Source organism: Sphaerisporangium fuscum, from assembly GCF_018531465.1.
Lineage (GTDB): Bacteria > Actinomycetota > Actinomycetes > Streptosporangiales > Streptosporangiaceae > Sphaerisporangium > Sphaerisporangium fuscum.
On sequence record NZ_JAHDTF010000036.1, the window covers coordinates 63,572 to 81,661 of the forward strand.

At 70.4% G+C, this 18,090-nt stretch carries 15 protein-coding genes and 1 tRNA gene; 11 read left to right on the forward strand and 5 right to left on the reverse strand.

Going from position 1 to position 18,090, the window contains the following annotated elements; genetic code table 11:
* Positions 1-11 precede the first annotated feature (11 nt).
* The 6 genes from KIK05_RS37635 (at position 12) to KIK05_RS37660 (ending at position 7,960) form a co-directional block, all read left to right on the forward strand.
* Positions 12-902: a hypothetical protein gene (locus tag KIK05_RS37635; protein WP_214415642.1), complete on the forward strand. Its 891-nt coding sequence runs from the start codon at positions 12-14 to the stop codon at positions 900-902.
* Positions 899-2,344, forward strand: coding sequence for a hypothetical protein (locus KIK05_RS37640; RefSeq protein WP_214415643.1), 1,446 nt, complete (start codon positions 899-901; stop codon positions 2,342-2,344). The genes KIK05_RS37635 and KIK05_RS37640 overlap by 4 nt, the downstream gene beginning before the upstream one ends.
* Positions 2,345-2,478: 134 nt before the next feature.
* Positions 2,479-3,372, forward strand: a complete 894-nt coding sequence (locus tag KIK05_RS37645; RefSeq protein ID WP_214415644.1) for a bifunctional DNA primase/polymerase — start codon at positions 2,479-2,481, stop codon at positions 3,370-3,372.
* Positions 3,369-5,204 carry an AICE element replication initiation protein gene (locus KIK05_RS37650; RefSeq protein ID WP_214415645.1) on the forward strand — a complete coding sequence of 612 codons (1,836 nt, stop codon included), beginning with the start codon at positions 3,369-3,371 and terminating at the stop codon, positions 5,202-5,204. The genes KIK05_RS37645 and KIK05_RS37650 overlap by 4 nt, the downstream gene beginning before the upstream one ends.
* Before the next feature lie 158 nt (positions 5,205-5,362).
* Positions 5,363-6,646 carry a tyrosine-type recombinase/integrase gene (locus tag KIK05_RS37655; RefSeq protein WP_214415646.1) on the forward strand — a complete coding sequence of 428 codons (1,284 nt, stop codon included), beginning with the start codon at positions 5,363-5,365 and terminating at the stop codon, positions 6,644-6,646.
* A gap of 414 nt (positions 6,647-7,060) precedes the next feature.
* Positions 7,061-7,960: an aminoglycoside phosphotransferase family protein gene (locus KIK05_RS37660; RefSeq protein WP_214415647.1), complete on the forward strand. Its 900-nt coding sequence runs from the start codon at positions 7,061-7,063 to the stop codon at positions 7,958-7,960.
* On the opposite strand, the gene KIK05_RS37665 is transcribed toward KIK05_RS37660, so the two are convergent.
* From KIK05_RS37665 to KIK05_RS37675, 3 genes are all read right to left on the reverse strand, one after another.
* Positions 7,957-8,289 (reverse strand): rhodanese-like domain-containing protein, encoded by a 333-nt coding sequence (locus tag KIK05_RS37665; protein ID WP_214415648.1) that lies wholly within the window; start codon positions 8,287-8,289, stop codon positions 7,957-7,959. The two genes, KIK05_RS37660 and KIK05_RS37665, sit on opposite strands and share 4 nt — an antisense overlap.
* Positions 8,290-8,377: 88 nt before the next feature.
* A complete protein-coding gene (locus tag KIK05_RS37670) occupies positions 8,378-9,256 on the reverse strand; it encodes an Fpg/Nei family DNA glycosylase (RefSeq protein ID WP_214415649.1) in 879 nt (292 codons plus the stop codon).
* A gap of 47 nt (positions 9,257-9,303) precedes the next feature.
* Entirely contained in the window at positions 9,304-10,695 is a 1,392-nt protein-coding gene (locus tag KIK05_RS37675; RefSeq protein WP_250564098.1) for an LCP family protein, read from the reverse strand.
* Between the two features lie 281 nt (positions 10,696-10,976).
* Here KIK05_RS37675 and KIK05_RS37680 point away from each other — a divergent pair, with 281 nt between their 5' ends.
* Complete coding sequence (locus KIK05_RS37680) at positions 10,977-12,353, forward strand: hemolysin family protein (RefSeq protein WP_214415650.1); 1,377 nt, start codon at positions 10,977-10,979, stop codon at positions 12,351-12,353.
* On the forward strand, positions 12,350-13,420 hold the full coding sequence (locus KIK05_RS37685) for a hemolysin family protein (protein ID WP_214415651.1): 1,071 nt from the start codon (positions 12,350-12,352) through the stop codon (positions 13,418-13,420). The genes KIK05_RS37680 and KIK05_RS37685 overlap by 4 nt, the downstream gene beginning before the upstream one ends.
* A 105-nt stretch (positions 13,421-13,525) precedes the next feature.
* Here the strand turns inward: KIK05_RS37685 and KIK05_RS37690 are convergent, their stop codons facing one another.
* The gene (locus KIK05_RS37690; RefSeq protein WP_214415652.1) at positions 13,526-14,671 is read right to left on the reverse strand and encodes an MFS transporter; all 1,146 of its coding nucleotides are present in this window, start codon (positions 14,669-14,671) and stop codon (positions 13,526-13,528) included.
* Between the two features lie 674 nt (positions 14,672-15,345).
* A tRNA-Leu gene (locus tag KIK05_RS37695) sits at positions 15,346-15,428 on the reverse strand.
* Positions 15,429-15,521: 93 nt separating this feature from the next.
* On the opposite strand from KIK05_RS37695, the gene KIK05_RS37700 reads away from it, so the two are divergent.
* The 3 genes from KIK05_RS37700 to KIK05_RS37710 are packed head-to-tail and all read left to right on the forward strand — an operon-like array spanning position 15,522 to position 18,090.
* The gene (locus KIK05_RS37700; RefSeq protein ID WP_214415653.1) at positions 15,522-16,262 is read left to right on the forward strand and encodes an FHA domain-containing protein; all 741 of its coding nucleotides are present in this window, start codon (positions 15,522-15,524) and stop codon (positions 16,260-16,262) included.
* Between the two features lie 17 nt (positions 16,263-16,279).
* Positions 16,280-16,747 (forward strand): FHA domain-containing protein FhaB/FipA, encoded by a 468-nt coding sequence (locus KIK05_RS37705; protein WP_214415654.1) that lies wholly within the window; start codon positions 16,280-16,282, stop codon positions 16,745-16,747.
* Complete coding sequence (locus KIK05_RS37710; RefSeq protein ID WP_214415655.1) at positions 16,744-18,090, forward strand: Stp1/IreP family PP2C-type Ser/Thr phosphatase; 1,347 nt, start codon at positions 16,744-16,746, stop codon at positions 18,088-18,090. Before KIK05_RS37705 ends, KIK05_RS37710 begins: the two co-directional genes overlap by 4 nt.

Sequence of the window (18,090 nt, forward strand, 5' to 3'; positions counted from 1 at the left end):
AGGAGACGCCCGTGACCCCGCCCCCGCCGCACCTGCCCGCACTCGACGTCGAGCTCCCCGCCTGGCCCGCCGTGGACCGGGCGCGCCGCCGCCTGGACACCCTGCGCAGCTGCACCGGCCGCGTGACCACCGTCGCCGGCGCCGCCGCTGCCGCCGTCGGACTGTTCACGCCCGACGTCACCGGCGCGTCGCTGCTGGCCACCGCGACGCTGTCGGCCGCCGGACTGGCGAGCTTGCGACTGTGGAAGCCCGACGGCCACCAGAAGGCCACCGCGACCGTGCTGTACCTGATGCCCGGTACCAGCCTCGCGGCCCTGCTGGTCGCCGAGCGGATCGTGGCGGGCATCCACTGGGGCGAGGCCCTGGCGCTCACCGTCTGGACCACCGGGACATGGCTGCTGCGCCCGGCCCGCATCGCCCGCCGCATGATGTCCGCGCCCCCTCCGCCCGCGCCGGCGACCGCCCCGGCCCCCGTAGAGGTGACCGACGGCCACCCCGCCGCCCGCTGGTGGGCACAGCACGTCGCCGTCGACGGCGGCGCCGCTCCCGGCACCGTGCTGGAGGACATCGAGCGGACCGGCGAGGCCTCGATGCGCGCCGTGATCCGCTCGGCTATCGCGGGCCGCCCGGTCCCGGAGGTGTCGGTCAAACACCTGTCGGCGCTCATGGACATCCCCGAAGAGGACATCACGATCGGCCCGGTGCCCGGCCGGGGCGCCTCGGTACGACGCCTGACCATCGGCACCCCCGAGCAGGACAGCGACCCCACGACGGTCTGGGCGCAGCGAATCGCCCCGGTCGCGATGCCCGGCGCCGTGCTCACCAGCGTCCGGGTTGGCCGACCCAGCGCCACTCCCACCGCGCCGATCCCGACCCTCGTAGCAGAGGAGACCACCCCATGAGCACCGTCATCGCTGCCGCAGACGAGATCGTCGAGCTGATGGTGGAGGTCCCCCAGGGCCAGGTCCTCCGCTACGACCTGGCCGCGCTGTGCTCGGCGCTGGACATCGACGACCCGACCCGGATCGCGGTCGAGACCGACGGCTCCCGCCGCGCGATCGTCACGATCTACCCCTCCAACCCGCTCGCCGACATGCCGCCGCCCACCCTGGCTGACATGCTCATGGACCGGCACGGCCGGATCGTGGTCGGCCGCTACCACAACGGCCGCCCCGCTCGGAGAAGGCTGTTCGACCCCTCGACTGGGTCCGCACAGCGTGCCCTGGTCTTCGGCACCACCGGCGCGGGCAAAAGCCGCATCGTCCAGTACACGCTCGCGTGCGAGAAGCGCAACGGCATCGTGTCCTGGTACGCCGATCTCAAGGGTGGCCAGTCCGCGCCCGAAGCTCAGGACAACGTCGACTGGCCCGCCACCACGCAGGAGGAGACCATCCTCATGCTGCGCTCGGCCGTAGCCGTCGCCCAGGAGCGGCAGCGCCGATACCACGCCCTGGGCCGAAACGCCTTCATGATCGGCGACCCGGACCCGCTGATCTCAGTGCGGATCGATGAAGCCAATCGCCTGCTGGAGAAGGGCGCCCCGTACCGCGACGAGGCGACCTACCTGGTCAAGGAGCTGGGACGAACCGGCCGCTCGGTCGGCGTCGGTGAAGAGCTGGACGCCCAGGCGAGCCACCTGGAAGAGCTGGGCGGCTCCGACACGCTGCGGGCCATGCTCAAGGAGGGCGAGGTCACGCTCCTGCGCTGGAGCTCGTCGATGATGCGGCAACTCGTCTCCGACGGGCTGTTGCCCGCCGGTGAACAGCTCACTCCGATCCCTAAGACGATCGCCCCGCGCGTCCTGCGCTCCCAGTTCGATGTCGACCTCGACGACGAAGACGACGCCCCCGGCACCCAGGGCACCGGCTATCTGCTGTCCAGCCCGCACCCGACCTCGATGATGCGCCACTTCCGCATCGGGTCCATCGCCCCCACACCCGGCCTGGACCCCGAGATCCTCGCCTTGTACGGGCCAGGCGAGCCCGCCCGCCTGGAGAAGGCCTCCCACGCCGCTGCCGGTGAGGCCTACGCCGCCCGCCACGACCCCGTTGCCATGGCCGCACTGTGCCGCGCCCTGCAGGACGAGCAAGAGCAGCAGAACAAGACGATCCCGGCCGCTGGCGGTGGGCAGCCTCGCCGCAGCGCGGCCCGCCTGGGGGACCGCATCCTCGCCGCCCTGGCCGCCGACGGCGAGGCGATGACCGCCGAGGAGATCCTCGCCGCCGTCCTGGCCGACGGCGGCCGCGAGGTCCGGATCGGCTCGGTCCGCAACGAGCTGGTCGTGCTCGCCGACAGCGGCGACGTCGTCCGCACCGGGCGCGGCCTATACGCCTTGGCGCGCTGATGTTGCGGGTGCTCGCCCGACCGCGACCAGGTCGGGCGAGCACCCGGAGCAGCAGCTCCACACAGGGCAAAGGCCCCGCCGGTCTGTAGGACCCGTGCCGATGGCCGTAGTTGCTCACATCGAGGAGAACACCCTTGCCTACTGCTGATCTGACCAGCCATGCCCTGGAATGGGTGCGGTGGCTGTGGCAGACCCACCGCTTCCATATGTTCCCCGTCGACCACCCGTCCCTGGCCACCTGCGCGGGCGCGCACCACCCTGAGCGGCCCTGTGACGGCAAACGGGGCAAGCACCCCTGCGGCAAGTGGGGGCGCCAAGCCACCGACAACCCGGCGCTGCTGCGGGCCGCATTCGCCGGCGAGCCGCGCAACATCGGCATCGCCTGCAAGGCCTCCGGACTGCTAGTGGTCGACGAGGACCGGCCCGGCGCCCTGGCCGACTACGCCGCCGGCATCGGCCAGGAACTGGAGGAGACCTTCACCGTCACCACCGCCAAGGGCTGCCACCGCTACTACCAGCAACCCGACGGGATCGAGCTCGGCAACGGCACCGGGGCGCTGGCCGGGCGAGGCATCGACGTGCGCGGGGCCAAAGGACACGGCGGCTACGTCGTCGGCCCCGGCTCTCTGCACGAGTCCGGCGTGCTGTACGAGGTCCTCGACCCGGCCGCGCCGATCCTGCCCGCCCCGGCCTGGCTCGTCACCGCGCTCCAGACCACGCCCGCCCCGCCCCGCGACCTCACTCCCGGCACGGCCACGAGCCGGGGCGGCGTGCAGGGTGGCCGGCCGTACAAGCTGCTGACCGCCCTGGTCCAGACCGTGCTGGACGCCACCGAAGGCGTCGACCGCAACAGCCGGCTGTTCTGGGCCGCCGTCCGGATGTACGAGCACGCCGACCGCGGGCTGTTCCCCGCCGACAGCGGCAGGGCCGCGCTGGCCGAAGCCGCCCGCCAGATCGGCCTGGGCCAGGCCGAGACCGAGGCCACGTTGACCAGCGCCCGCAACACCGCCGCCAGGGGATGCCGGTGAGCCAAGCCGAAGACATCGTGGCCGCCACTGGAGTCAGCAAGACCGACAAGGGCCCCTCGCAGGCCTCGGTCCTGGTGAAGATCGCACGGGAGCGGTTCGAGCTGTTCATGAGCGAAGACGGCCGCCCCTACGCCGTGGCCAAGAACGGCCCCAACCTCGCCCTGCCCCTGCGTGGAAAGGCCGGCCTGCGCTCCCAGCTCGCCCGGATCTTCACCGACGAGAACGCCGGCAACGTCCCCTCCCAATCCGCCCTGGCCGACGCCATGACCGTGCTGGAAGGAATCGCCGCCAACGCCGACCCGCGCATGCCGCACCTGCGAGTCGCCCGCCACCAGGACGGCATCGTGGTCGACCTGGGCACCTCCGACGGGCGATGCGTCCTCATCGGCCCGCACGGCTGGGAACGCCTGCCCCGCTCCCCGGTGCTGTTTCGCCGCTCCGGCGCCATGAAGCCCCTGCCCGACCCGGTGCGCGACGGGGACGGCCTGGCCAAGCTGCGCGGCCTGCTCAACACCAGCGACGACGGATTCCAGTTGCTGGCCGCGTGGCTGGCCGCGGCGTTCCTTCCCGACCTGCCACACCCGATTTTGACCTTCCGCGGTGAGCAGGGCACCGGCAAGTCCAAGGCCGCCCAGATGGTCATCGGCATCATCGACCCCTCCGGCGCCCCCAAACGCACCGCCCCGCGTGATCTGAAGTCCTGGGGCGTGCAGGCGTTCAACTCCTGGGGATTGTGCCTGGACAACGTCTCGGTCATCGCCGACTGGCTCTCCGACGCCCTGTGCCGTGCCGTGACCGGGGACGGGATGATCGACCGGGCGCTGTACTCCGACGACGACGTCGTGGTCTTGGAGTTTCGCCGGGTGCTGGCCATGACCACCATCGACGCCGGAGCGCTGGCCGGCGACCTGGCCGAGCGGCTGCTCACCATCGAACTGTCGCTGATCCCCGATGCCAAGCGTCGGGAAGAGGCCGAGCTGGACGCCGCGTTCGCCGACGCCCACGCCGCGATCCTCGCCTCCCTGTTCGACCTGCTCGCCGCCGTGCTCAAAGCCCTGCCGGATGTGACGTTGACCGAGAGGCCTCGCATGGCCGACTTCGCCCGCGTCCTGGCCGCCGTCGACCACGTCAACGACTGGCACACCCTGGAGTCCTACCGGGCCAGCGCCCGCAATGCCGTCGCCGACGTCCTGGACGGCGAACCCTTCGCCCAGGCCGTCGTCGAGCTGGTCGACAAGGCCGGCCCCGAAGGCCTCACTCTCACCGCGCAGGAACTGCTGGACCGGGTGACCACGCCGGAGAAGCTGCCCAAGAAGTGGCCCAAGGACAGCACTCGCGCCGGCGGGCAACTCAAACGACTCGCCCCGGCCCTGCGGGCGATCGGCATCGACGTTGACGACACCCAGCGTGGCCCGGCACCCAAGCGGCAGCGCCTCTACAAGCTGACGGCATCAGAGAGTAGGCGCATTCCAGCGTCCACAGCGTCCACCACCCAGGACACAGGCACGGCGACCAGCGGAAACGACATGGACGCTACGACCTCGCCCAGCGTCCACTCAGCGTCCATCCCAGTGTCCACAGCGTCCACCCCCGACCGTCCGATGGACGCTATGGACGCTGCGGTGGACGCTGGATCACCGCCAGCGTCCACCCCCGACCCGGTCCACGACCAGGCCAAACACAGCCACATGGACGCTGGGGACGCTATGGACGCTGAAATGCGCCCTCTCTCTGATGCCGCGCCCGTCGGTACGTGTGCAGGCTGCGGCACAGCGATGACCATCCTCACCCCCGGCCAGACGCGCCACCCCAACCCGCTGTGCGATCCCTGATGAAGCAGAGCGGCCTCATTCCCCGCCATACCGGCCAGCCCTACCGCGACGTTCGGATCTCCGCCGAAGCGCGGCTGTCCTGACACACCTTCCAAGCGGCTCCGGCCTCACCGACCAAAGCAGCGCCGAAACCGCATCCCACCGAGGAGACCAGCACCATGACCGAGAATCGCAAAAAGCAGAGAACGCGTACGCGTGCCAACGGCGAGGGGTCGATCTTCCCTTACCGCAATGGCTACGCCGCGTACGTCTGGGTTACTACTCCCAGTGGCGAGCGCAAAAAGAAGTGGGTGTACGGCAAGACTCGCGACGACGTTCACAACAAGTACGTGAAGCTTCACCACGAAGCCCAACAGGGAAGAGTGTCCACGAAGATACCGACCCTGGAAAAGCGCATTGCCTACTGGCTGGAATCGGTCGTCGTAGAGCCCGACTATGCGCCCCTGGCAATCGTGACCTACGAGACCTTCACGCGGCTCTACATCCTGCCGTACCTCGGCAAGAAGCGACTCGACAAACTGAGCGTGGGTGAGGTCCGGAAGTGGGTGAACACACTTCGCCAGACCTGCCAGTGCTGTGCCCAGGGTAAGGACGCCCGTCGCCCGGAGAAGCACTGGAACCCTAAGAGGCGGCGGCATTGCTGCGCAGTAGGGCAGTGCTGCAGACAGGTCCTCAAGGAGAGCACCGTCCAGAAGGCGCTGAAGATTCTGCGCGCCATCCTGTCCAATGCGGTCAGCGAGGAGATCATCTCGAAGAACGTTGCCACCTCTGTACGGCTTTCGACACCTCGCAAGCGGAAAGTCAAGCCGTGGAGCGTAGAAGAAGCACGCCGATTCCTGGAGAGCGCGCGAGACAACGAAGACCCGCTGTACGCCGCTTACGTGCTCATCCTCGTCCTCGGCCTCCGCAAAGGGGAGGTGCTCGGGCTCGACTGGAAATACGTCGACCTCGAAGCCGGAGAGATCTACGTCGGTGAACAGCTTCAACGGGTCCGGCAGCAGCTGCTCCGTAGGCAGGTCAAGACCGATAGCTCCGAGGCTCCGCTACCGCTGCCGGCCATCTGCACGGCCGCGCTCCAGCTGCGGAAGGAGCAACAGGAGCGGGACCGGCGAGACAACTCGAACTGGCGGGACACCGGGCTCGTTTTCACGGGCCCGGCCGGTTCTCCCATCGAGCCAGCCGGCGGCTTCAACCGCAGGTTCGATACCGCGATCGAGAGAGCGGGCGTTCGCCGCATCACCGTCCACACCACGCGGGGGACCTGCGCGACCCTCCTTGCCGCTCTCGACGTCCATCCCAGGGTGGCCATGCGCATTCTTCGCCACAGCAACATCAAGATGACGATGGAGGTCTACACGGACGCCACCGACGAGGCCACCTGTGAGGCGCTCAGGAGGCTCGGCAGCGTCCTGGACCAACCGCGGAACGACGGCCAGGAGTGAAGCGAAAAGGGGGCCGTTCGGCCCCCTACTGCTGTACTTCGTAGCTGTACGGCCCCTGAGATGGGCACTCCTGCGGTTCTCGGATGGGCGCTGACCTCGCGGTATCCGACGAGGAACGCGGTGGCGACACCATCCGGACAGGTTCAGGCGGTCGGCAGCGGCTGTGCTGCCCTCTCAGCCCGGCGCCCCGAGCTCCCGCGTTGGCTTATGTAGTTGGCGCCCTCATATTGCCCCATCAGCGGACATCTGGCCACAGTGAGACGGATCACGGCCGTCTTTCTCTTCCGCCGGCCGGAGTACAGCCGGGTTCGTGGAGGCGAGCCGCGCAGAAATACGGTCGACAGGCGAGAGCAACTCGCGTTTGATGGCCCGGACCGCCCGCCGTACCGAGCGAGCCGACAGCCGGAGTCGTTCTTGGCAACCGAGACAACCACGGACACCCGCCCCGAGATCGATGCCGCGCTGGTGCGGCGCCTGGTCGACGCGCAGTTCCCGCAGTGGGCCGGGCTGCCCCTGGAACTGGTCGACCCGGCCGGGTCAGACCACGTGATCTATCGGCTGGGTGAGGAGCTGTCCGTCCGGCTGCCCCGCCACGGCGAGGCCATCAGGCAGGCCGAGAAGGAGTTCGAGTGGCTGCCGAGGCTCGCCCCCCACCTCCCCCTGGCCATCCCGGTACCGGTGGGGGTGGGCGAGCCCGCCTCCGGCTACCCATGGCCGTGGGCGGTCTCGCGGTGGCTGGACGGCGAGGTGGCGACCGTCGAGGCACTGGCCGACTCCTCCGGCGCAGCCGTCGAACTGGCGGAGTTCCTGCTCGCGCTTCAGCGGTTCACGCCCGAGGACCTCTCACCCGGGAACATCCCCGAGGACCTCACCGGCCGGCCGCTGGCCGACCGGGACCACGCGACGCGGGCCGCCATAGCGCAGGTCGCCGGCGTGTTCGACGCCACGGCGATGACCGAGCTGTGGGACGCGGCACTCGCCGCCCCGGCATGGGATCGTCCACCGGTCTGGTTCCACGGCGACTTCCACACCGGCAACCTGCTGACCGTCGACGGCCGGCTCAGCGCGGTCATCGACTTCGGGGAGCTCGGGATCGGCGACCCGGCCCGCGACCTGACCATCGCCTTCACCCTGATGTCGGCCGGGAGCCGAGCCGCCTTCCGGGCGACGCTCGGCGTGGACGACGCCACCTGGACCCGGGGCCGCGGCTGGGCCCTGGCGACCGGCCTGAACGCCTACACCTCCTACGCCTCCGTCAACCCCCGCGTCGCCGCGCAGACCAGCCGCCAGATCACGCAGGCTCTCATCGGCTAGGCGACGAAGGGCTGCCCCCCGTGTTCGGCCACCATCGGTCGGCCGGCGGTGGCCCAGGAGCGCATGCCGCCTTCGACGTTGATGGCCTGGCGGCCGATGTGGTTGAGCCAGGCCGTGGCGTTGGCGGACCTGCCACCCACGCGGCACACGACGTACACCGGGACGTCGGCGGGGATCTCGTCGACCCTCTGCTGCAGGGAGCCGAGCGGAATATGGACGGCCGTGGGCGCGTGCCCCGCGTGCCACTCGTCGGGCTCTCGCACGTCGAGCAGGAACACGTCGTCGGGCACGGCCCCGGCTTCGATCTCTGGGACGGTCATGCCTCCCATTGTCGCCGTTCCGCCGGCGCTTCGCCCCACTAACCGACGGTTGCCTTCACTGACCGAGCGTGTTCACCCGCTGGCAGCGGCCCCGCCGTCACTTCAGCAGGCGGGAGAGCCTGCGGTCGGCCAGCGGCTTGCCGCCGGTCTGGCAGGTCGGGCAGTACTGCAGGGAGGAGTCGGCGAACGACACCTCCCTGATCGTGTCGCCGCACACCTCGCACGGCTCCCCGGTGCGGCCGTGCACGCGCAGGCCCGACTTCTTCTCGCTCTTGAGGTCTTTGGCCGCCATGCCGCGCGAGCGCTCGACGGCCTCCCGGAGCGTGCCGACGATCGCTTCGTGCAGCTCCGCCACCTGCTCGTTGGTGAGCGAGCCGGCGATCTTGAAGGGGGACATGCGGGCCGCGTGCAGCACCTCGTCGGAGTAAGCGTTACCGATGCCGGCGATGACCTTCTGGTCGCGCAGGAGCCCCTTGATCTGGGTGCGGCTGCCGTCCACGATCCCCTTGAGCACCTCGACGGTGAACGCCGGGTCGAGAGGGTCGGGGCCGAGGCCGGCGATGCCCGGCACCTCGGCGGGGTCGCGTACGACGTAGACGGCCAGCCGTTTCTGCGTGCCCGCCTCGGTCAGCTCGAACCCCGGCTCACGGTCGTCGTCGCCCGCCGCCAGCCGCACCCGGACCGCGAGGGGGCCCTTGCCGGGACGCACGGGCTTGGCGCCCGACAGGTCGTCCCGCCAGCGCAGCCAGCCGCCCCGGGCCAGGTGCGTGACGAAGTGCACCCCGTCGCAGTCGAGGTCGAGGAACTTGCCGTGCCTGGCCACCGCCGTGACCATCAGGCCCGCCAGCGAGGTCACCGGCGGGTCGACGGTCTTCAGCGCCTGGAAGGCGACGACCTCCACGGCGGCGACATGCCGGCCGACGGCGCGTTCGCGCAGGAACTCGGCCAGCGACTCCACCTCGGGAAGCTCGGGCATGCCCTCACACTAACCGCAAGTCACCGGCCTCAATCCTCCGTGGACGGCTACTTGGTGAGGACGTCCTGCGGCACGGGCTTGTCCTGCGCCAGGGCCTGGAAGAGCCGTTGGGCGCGCGCGGTGTCCCACTTGACGACCGAGGCGCCGTTGATCGTGGGCAGCGAGCCCACGGGAACGGCCGTGGCGATCGGGTCGCCGCTCATCGCCCGCGCGAGCGACAGCAGGTCGAACGCCCCGGTGCCCCCGTCGACCTCGACCGAATCCGTGGCCGCCGCCGCCAGCGGGACCGAGCGGAACGGGTTGATCAGAATGCCGGGGCTCGCCGCCTTCTTCACCACCGCCGAGAAGAACTGGCGCTGGCGCTGGGTGCGGTCGAAGTCGGGCAGAGCGCCGGTGGCCCGCGTGCGGACGTACCCCAGGGCGGTGCCGCCGTTCATGTCCTGGCAGCCCTTCTTGAGGTTGATGCCGGCCTTGTGGTCCTTGATGTCCTGCTTGACGCAGATGTTGACGCCGCCGATGGCGTCGACGATGCCGACGAAGCCGCTGAACCCGATCTCCATGTAGTGGTCGACGCGGATGCCGGTGACCTTCTCGACGGTCTTGGTCAGCAGTTTCGGCCCGCCGTAGGCGTACGCGGCGTTGAGCTTGTCGCTCCCGTGCCCGTCGATCGGCACGTAGGAGTCGCGGGGGAGGCTGACGAGGGTCGGCCGGCCGCTGCCCGGGACGTGCAGCAGCATCATCGTGTCGGTGCGCTTGCCCACCGCCCGGCCGGTCGCGAGCTTCTTGCGCTGCGCGGCCGAAAGGCCCGCCCGGCTGTCGGAGCCGACCAGCAGCCAGTCTTCGCCCGGGGTGGCCTCCGGACGGCCGGGGTAGTCGGTCAGCGAGTCGACGGCGGCGAGGCGGGAGTTGATCCAGAAGAAGCCGACGACGCCGAGGACGAGCAGCGCGACAAGGAGGATCACCAGGATCCGGAGCACCAGGCGGCCCGTACGCCGCGGCCCCCGGCCTCCGGAGCCGCCACCGCCGCCCGAGGGCCGGCCGCCGTCGTCGCCGCCGGACCGCTCTCCGGGGTCGTCCGGCCGCCGCCTGCCGGAGAGGGGGCGGACGGGCGACTGGCCCGAGCGCGGCTTGCCGTAGACGCGGGAGGTCGCCCCCCGCCCGGAGTCGCCCGCACCCTCGCCGTGGGACGCCTCGGGCTCCCCGGTCGCCGGCACGGCCCGCTGGACGGTCTTCTCGGCGTCCTCGCCGCCGCCCGCACGGCCGCCGGACGGCTGCGGGAGCGGGTGGGCCGGCTGGCCCGCCGCGTACGCCCCCTCGTCCCCCTGGGGCGCCGGGGGGTAGGCGCCTTCCTCTCCGGCCGCCGCCGGACGTCGCAGGGCCCGGGTCGGCCCTTCGCGGGTCGCGGTGTCGTCGGACCCTCGCGCCGCGTCTCCCGGCAAATCGCCCACCTTGTTTCCCCGTCCTATGGCTGGAGCCGGCCTTGGTTCGAAGCTACGTCGTCGCACGTGACCGAGCAGCTACCTCACCAAGGTTTTCTCTGGTAAAAGTACGCAGAGTCACAGTAAGTCACCAATTTTGTGCCCCAGGAAACATCGAGCAGGTCTCGATCGTTACGGTTGTGGACGACCGCTAGCGAAAGGACAGTCGTGTCCGCTCCGGACCCTTGGAGTACCTGCCCGTGCCGTGGCACGGGCTCAATTGAACCGGGAACGACAGACCGATGACCATGATTCTCGGTCTGCCGGCCGTACTTCTTCTCACCCTCGCGACCGGCTACTTCGTCGCGCAGGAGTTCGCCTTCGTCGCCGCCGACCGGTCCGCCCTCCGGGCGCAGGCCGCCGCGGGTGACGCCGCCGCCGAGCGGGCCCTCCGGGTCACCGGCAGGCTCTCGTTCATGCTCTCGGGCGCTCAGCTCGGCATCACCGTCACCACGCTCCTGGTCGGTTTCATCACCGAACCCGCGCTCGCCCCGCTGATCGCCTCGGGCCTCACCGCCGTGAACGTGCCGGCCGAGGCGGCCCCCGGCATCGCCGTCGTGCTCGGCCTGGTGATCGCCACGATCGTCCAGATGGTCCTGGGCGAACTCGTGCCCAAGAACTTCGGCATCGCCCGCCCCGAGCCCGTCGCCAAGTGGCTCGCGCGGTCGACGCTGGCCTACCTGGCCGTCGCCGGGCCCGTCATCCGGCTGTTCGACGCCTCGGCCACCCGGCTGCTGCGCCTGGTCGGCGTCGAGCCGGTCGAGGAGGTCGAGCACGGCGCCACCCCCGAGGAGCTCTCGCGCATCATCGCCGAGTCGGAGGCCGCGGGCGACCTGTCCGAACGCCTGTCCGACCTGCTCGAACGGGCCCTGGAGTTCGGCGACCGCACGGCCGAGGACGTCATGGTCCCCCGGCCCCGCGTGGTGTCGCTGCGCGCCGGCCGTCCGGCCTCCGACCTGCTGGAGGCGCTCCGGTCGGCCGGGCACTCGCGCTACCCGGTGCTCGGCGAGGACGGCGACGTCGTCGGCGTGGCCGGGCTGCGCGAACTGGTGCGCGCGGCGTCGCACGAGGAGCCCCTCGATCGCATCGCCGCCACCCCCCTGCTGGTGCCGACGTCGCTGCCGCTGCCCACGCTGCTGGAACGCATGCGCACGGCGGGGGTCGAGCTGGTCTGCGTCATCGACGAGTACGGCGGCCTCGCCGGCGTCGTGACGATGGAGGACCTCGCCGAAGAACTGGTCGGCGAGCTGATGGACGAGAACGACCCCGACCCCGCCGACGCCGCCTCCCTGGGCGACGACATCTGGGAGGTGTCGGGCACCCTGCGGCTCGACGAGGTGGAGCGCGCGACCGGCCTGCAGCTGCCCGAGAGCGACGACTACGACACGGTCGCCGGCCTGATCATGGCCCGCCTCGGACGCCTCGCCGAGCCCGGGGACGAGATCGTCGTGGCGCTCGTGCCGGAGATGCACCTCCTGGAGGACGAGGACCCCGCCGAGCGGGAGGTCCTGCTCACGGTCCTCGCCGTGCAGCGCCGGGTTCCCGAGCGGGTACGGCTCGCGCCGCGAACGGCCGGAGTCCCGGCGGACGCGGCCATGGTGGGGGGTGAGGCCCGGTGAACACCCTCACCGCGCTTCTCCTGGGCGTCGTCCTGCTGATCGGCAACGGGCTCTTCGTCGCCGCCGAGTTCGCCGTCGTGTCCTCCAGGCGGCACCGCCTGGAGGAGGCCGCGGCGGGCGGCGGGCGCCTGGTCAGGACGGCCGGCCGCGCCGCGCTGCGCAACGGACGCGAGCTGTCGCTGATGCTGGCCGGAGCCCAGCTCGGCATCACGCTGTGCTCTCTGGGCCTCGCCATGGTCACCGAGCCGACCATCGAGCACCTCCTCGAGCCGGTCTTCGGGCTGGTCGGCCTCCCCGAATCGATGCGGGTCGCCGTCGCGTACGTCATCGCACTGACGATCATCACGTTCCTGCACATGGTGGCGGGGGAGATGGCGCCCAAGTCGTGGGCCCTCACCCACCCCGAGCGGGCCGCGATGGGACTGGCGCTGCCCTTCCGTGGCTTCACGTGGGTCGCCCGGCCCGTGCTGGCGACCCTCAACGGGCTGTCCAACGGCCTGCTGCGCGCGTTCGGCGTCCGGCCGAGGGACGAGCTCGCCACCACGCGGACCCCGCCGCAGCTGGCGATGCTGGTCGGCGAGTCGGCCCGCATGGGCCTGCTGGACAGGACCGAGCACGACCTGCTGACCAGGGCGCTTCGGGTGCAGTCGCAGCCGATCGAGCGCCTGATGGTGCCCATCGCCGAGGCCTCGTCCGTACCCGCCGGCGCGTCCGACGAGGTCGTCCGGCGGGCCGCCGCGGCCAGCGGCCACCTGCGCCTGCTGGTCACCGCCGGCTCCCCCGAGGACGTCCTCGGCGTGCTGCACGTGCGCGACACGCTCATCCGTCCCGGCAGCTCTCCTCAGGAGCTGATGAGTCCCGTCCCGCGCCTGGAGGCGTCGACCACGCTGCCCGAGGCCGTGGCACGCCTGCAGGACGCCCACGCCCACCTCGGGCTGGTCACCGGCGACGGCGGGCGGGTCGTCGGGCTGGTCACCCTGACCGACCTCGTCGGCGAGCTGCTCAACACCCGTACCGCGCCCGCTCCCGTCCAGGAGCGCAGGCGGACGGCCGCCCAGAGCGCGTGATCCCCCTCTGACGGCGCCCAACGACTCCCTGGGCGCCGTTCGGCTCTTACGGGGTAATCATGATCACCAGAGGCTCGGAGAGCGTCAGGCGGCCTCTGGGGCGGTTCAGGCGGGGTCCGGGGGTGTGGCGAAGGCGGCCGCGAGGGCGAGCGCGCCGGCCAGCCCGAACGCCGCGCCGAAGCCGATCTGGCCGATCATCGCCCCGAGCACGCCGGGGGTGGCGGCCGCCGCCAGGTTCTGGACGGTGTTCTGCCCGCCCAGGGCCCGGCCCGCCCAGGCCGGTCCGGCCATCTCCGAGACGGCGGTGAAGGCCAGGCCGTTGCCGCTCATGGAGACCACGAGGGCGGCGATCAGCAGCAAGGTCCCGGCCGTGGTACCGAACTGGACGGCGAGCGCCAGCAGGACCATCACGCCGGCGTTGACGAGTGCCAGTTGCCGCATCGGCCGTACCCGGCTGCCCGCCCGGTCGGACCAGCGGCCACAGAACAGGCGGCCCGCCGCCCCCGCGAACTGGGCCACGGCGACGAGCCTGCCGGCGGCGGCCGGGTCCCAGTGGCGTTCGGCGACCAGGTAGGTGAGGGCGAACGCGGCGGTCGCGAACTGCGGGACCACCAGCAGCATGCTCGCCGCGTGCACCCGCCACAGCCCGGCGGAGCGATAGGGAGACCCCGTGCGCTCACCGGACCGGGCCGTCCCCCTCGGCGGGTCGACGACCAGGGCGGCCACCGCGATGCCGGTGACCAGGCAAATGGCCGCCATGGCCAGCAGGGCGCCGCGCAGGCTCCCCAGAGGCGGGAGCACCGCCCCCGCCACGGCCACGCCGATGGGCTGGGCGGTCTGCCGCCATCCCATGGCGACGCCGCGGCGCTCGGCGGGGAACCACCCCAGTACGACGCGGCCGCTCGCCGCGTTGGCCGAGGCGCCCGACGCCCCCGCCAGGGCGAGCAACAGGGCCAGCGGGACCGGAGTCGTGGTGAAGGCCGCGCAGCCGAGGAACACCGTCGCGAGGACCAGGCCGAGGGTCATCGCCAGCCGCTCGCCGTACCGGTCGGCCAGCCAGCCCCAGGCGATCAACGTGAACAGCATCCCCGCGCTGGGGGCGCCCACGATCAGACCCGCCTGGGCGAGCGTGAGACGCAGTTCCTGCCGCAGCAGGGGGAGGAGGAACGGCAGGCCGTACATGAACACGCAGCCGGCCGCCTGGGCGGCCATGCCCAGGCTCAGCATCATCCAGCGATTCGGTGTCCTCATGAGGGCACCTTAAGGGCAATCTCGCTCCACAAGACGATACGTCCTGAATAATGAGACATTGGATTGTCGTACCAGGTGAGGGCCTGCGACGGGAGCGGCGCACAGAGTGGACAGCCACGAAAGCGGTGCAAGCTCCCCGAAAGCGATCTGAAAGCCGGTCCTCGTAGATATCGGGTACGGACGGGCGGGCCGGCGGTCCGGACTGCGCCGGCGCGTCCGTCCGAAAGATCCCCGTTCCCGAAGGTGTCCGGAGCGACACGCCGGGTAGCAGGCGCGAGGCGTGCGCCGGGAGGCAAAGTCTCGGCGCCTCGCGGTAAAGCTTCGGCAAAGAAGATCGGGTGGGCTCCGCCGGGCATCCACCTGGGCACGAAGACCCTTGGAGGAACGCTGGTGCCAAGTTCACGAACGTCCGCCACCCCGGCCACCGTACGGCGGCGCCGGCACGACCGGGGAAAACACGAAAGCCCCGGGGAAGAAGCCGGAGCTTCGACCAGCCGGGGCCCTCGCGGGGGTTCCAGGGGGTCGTCCCCCTGGGAAAACACGAAAGCCTCTGGGGAAGAAGCCGGAGCTTCGACCAGCCGGGGCCCTCGCGGGGGTTCCAGGGGGTCGTCCCCCTGGGAAAACACGAAAGCCTCTGGGGAAGAAGCCGGAGCTTCGACCACCAGAGGCCGCCGTGGGCGAGGAGGGATTTGAACCCTCACACCCTTTCGGGCACACGGACCTGAACCGTGCGCGTCTGCCGTTCCGCCACTCGCCCTTCGTTGAGTGCTTGGAAAGGCTAGCACGGATCCGTGCATGCCTACGAACCCGGATACGATCCTCCTAGACGATGGAGGAAGGGAGGTACCCGGTGGGAGTCCTTCAGCGCTTCGAGCGAAGGCTCGAAGGCTTGGTTGAGGGGGCCTTTGCGCGGGCGTTCAAATCTGACCTTCAGCCGGTCGAGGTCGCCAGCGCGGTACAGCGGGAGATGGACGAACGCGCCGCGATCGTGGCGCAGGGTCGCACTCTCGTGCCGAACGACTTCGTGGTGGAGCTGTCCACGACCGACAGCGAGCGGCTGGAGGTGTACGCCGACAGCATCAGCCACGAGCTCGCCAACCTCGCCAGGGAGTACGCCAAGGAGCAGGGGTATTCCTTCGTGGGACCCGTCCGGGTTCGCTTCGAGACCGCCGACGACCTCGCGGTCGGCCTGTTCCGCATCCGCTCGGGGGTCATCCGGGGCGCGACGGTCGAGCAGGACGAGATCCGGCAGCCTGTGAGCGACCTTCCGGCGGGCAGGCCGAGTGCTTTCAACGGCCGGCCACGCCTGCTGGTGTCGACCCAGGACGACCCGCAGGGTCAGCGCTCCTTCGAGCTGACGACCCCGGTGACGCTCCTCGGGCGGGGCACCGACTGCGATCTGCGGCTGGTCGATCCCGGAGTCTCCAGGCACCACGCCGAGCTCAGGGTCGAGGGGCCGCTCGTCGCCCTCGTCGATCTCGGTTCAACGAACGGCACTTTCGTCAACGGCCAGCCGGTTCGCCGTATTGAGCTCCAAGACGGCACACGTGTGACGTTGGGGCGTACAACTCTGGTGTTCCGGCGAGATTAAGGGTAGACAGACGGTCCATGTCCGAGCTCACTCTGCTGCTGATCCGGCTCGCGTTCCTCGCGGTGCTGTGGTTCTTTGTGATTGCCGCGGTGGGTGTGATCCGGACAGACTTGTTCGGGTCCCGCGCGACCGCTCCGGCGACCGTGCGCAAGCCCATCAAACCCGCACGTCAGCCCGCGAAGCCGAAGAAGGGGGAGCCGAGACAACTGGTCGTTACCGGTGGTCCCCTGCAAGGAACCATCATCAACCTCACGGAGACGCCAATCACTATCGGTCGGGCGAATGACGCCACGCTGGTTCTCAGCGACGATTACGCTTCGAGCCGGCACGCCCGGCTGTTCCCGCAGGACGGTCAGTGGATCGTGGAAGACCTCGGCTCGACCAACGGCACGTATCTTGACCGCTCAAAAGTGACCCGCCCGACTCCGGTGCACCTCGGCCAGCCGATCCGCATCGGTAAAACCGTCATCGAATTGCGCAAATGACAATCGCACTCCGCTACGCCGCCCGCTCGGACGTCGGCCTCCTCCGCGAAGGGAACGAGGACTCGGCGTACGCGAGCCCGCGCCTGCTCGCCGTCGCAGACGGCATGGGCGGGCACGCTCACGGTGAGGTGGCCAGTTCGGTCGCCATCACCGCCATGTCGTCCCTCGACCGGGACGCGTTCGGGGGTGACCTGCTCGGCGCCATCGAGGCCGCGGTGCGCGACGCCAATCGCAGGCTGCACGAGATGGTGGGTCGTGATCCCAGCCTCAAGGGCATGGGCACCACTCTCACGGCCATGCTCTGGTCAGGCACCCGCGTCGCCCTGGTCCACGTCGGTGACTCCCGCGCCTATCTGCTCCGCAACGGTGAGCTGTACCAGATCACCCACGACCACACCCTGGTGCAGTCGCTGGTCGACGACGGGCGGATCACGCAGGAGGAGGCCGCGAGCCACCCCCAGCGTTCGATCCTGCTCCGGGCGCTCGACGGCAGCGGCGAGGTCGATCCCGACCTGTCGCTGCGTGAGGCGCAGATCAACGACCGCTACCTGCTGTGCTCCGACGGCCTTTCGAGCGTGGTCAGCGCCGAGACGCTGCACCACACGCTCACCACGGTCGACGAGCCGGAGTCGGTGGTCCGCCAGCTGATCGACCTCGCCAACAGAGGCGGCGGCCCCGACAACATCACCTGCATCGTGGCCGACGTCGTCGAGATCGAGGAAGGCCAGGTCGTGGCCGGTGACGCCGCGGTCGTGGGAGCGGCCGGCTCCAACCGGCTCCGATCACAACCTCCCGACACACCGGCGGGGCGCGCGTCCACCATCACCGCCCCCCAGCCTGTGCTCGTGGACGACGACCTCGACAATCCCGCGGGCGGCCCGGCGTTGAACGCCGTGGCCGCCCCGCGGCGTGTCAGACGACGCCTGTGGCCCACGGCGGTGGTCGTGCTGGGCCTGTTGGGGGTGGTGGTGGGAGGCGGCGTCTATTTCGGGTACAGGTGGACCCAGGATCAGTACTACGTCGGCGCAAAAGGTGACGAGCTAGTGTTGTTTCGCGGGGTCGACACCTCCATCGGACCGATCCAACTGAATTCCGTCGTGCAGAGCACCGGTCTTTCGGTCTCGTCCATTCCCGAGCCGGAGCGAGGCCAGGTGCGGCAGGGCATCTCCGTGGCCGATCTCGAGGCAGGGCAGAAGAAGATCAACGACTTGAAGGCGAAATCCGGCGGCGACCAGAAGACCACCGACGACGAACCTTCGGTTTCTTCGACCTCCACGAAGAGCCCCACAAAGCCTCCCAAGTCCACCCAGCCTTCGGCTTCCTCCAGTCCCACGAGGTCTTAG

Coding starts and splice junctions, on each gene's coding strand:
- KIK05_RS37640 (WP_214415643.1), top strand. CDS start 899: ATGAGCACCGTCATCGCTGCCGCAGACGAGATCGTCGAGCTGATGGTG.
- KIK05_RS37655 (WP_214415646.1), top strand. CDS start 5,363: ATGACCGAGAATCGCAAAAAGCAGAGAACGCGTACGCGTGCCAACGGC.
- KIK05_RS37710 (WP_214415655.1), top strand. CDS start 16,744: ATGACAATCGCACTCCGCTACGCCGCCCGCTCGGACGTCGGCCTCCTC.
- KIK05_RS37680 (WP_214415650.1), top strand. CDS start 10,977: ATGACCATGATTCTCGGTCTGCCGGCCGTACTTCTTCTCACCCTCGCG.
- KIK05_RS37665 (WP_214415648.1), bottom strand. CDS start 8,289: ATGGGAGGCATGACCGTCCCAGAGATCGAAGCCGGGGCCGTGCCCGAC.
- KIK05_RS37705 (WP_214415654.1), top strand. CDS start 16,280: ATGTCCGAGCTCACTCTGCTGCTGATCCGGCTCGCGTTCCTCGCGGTG.
- KIK05_RS37670 (WP_214415649.1), bottom strand. CDS start 9,256: ATGCCCGAGCTTCCCGAGGTGGAGTCGCTGGCCGAGTTCCTGCGCGAA.
- KIK05_RS37690 (WP_214415652.1), bottom strand. CDS start 14,671: ATGAGGACACCGAATCGCTGGATGATGCTGAGCCTGGGCATGGCCGCC.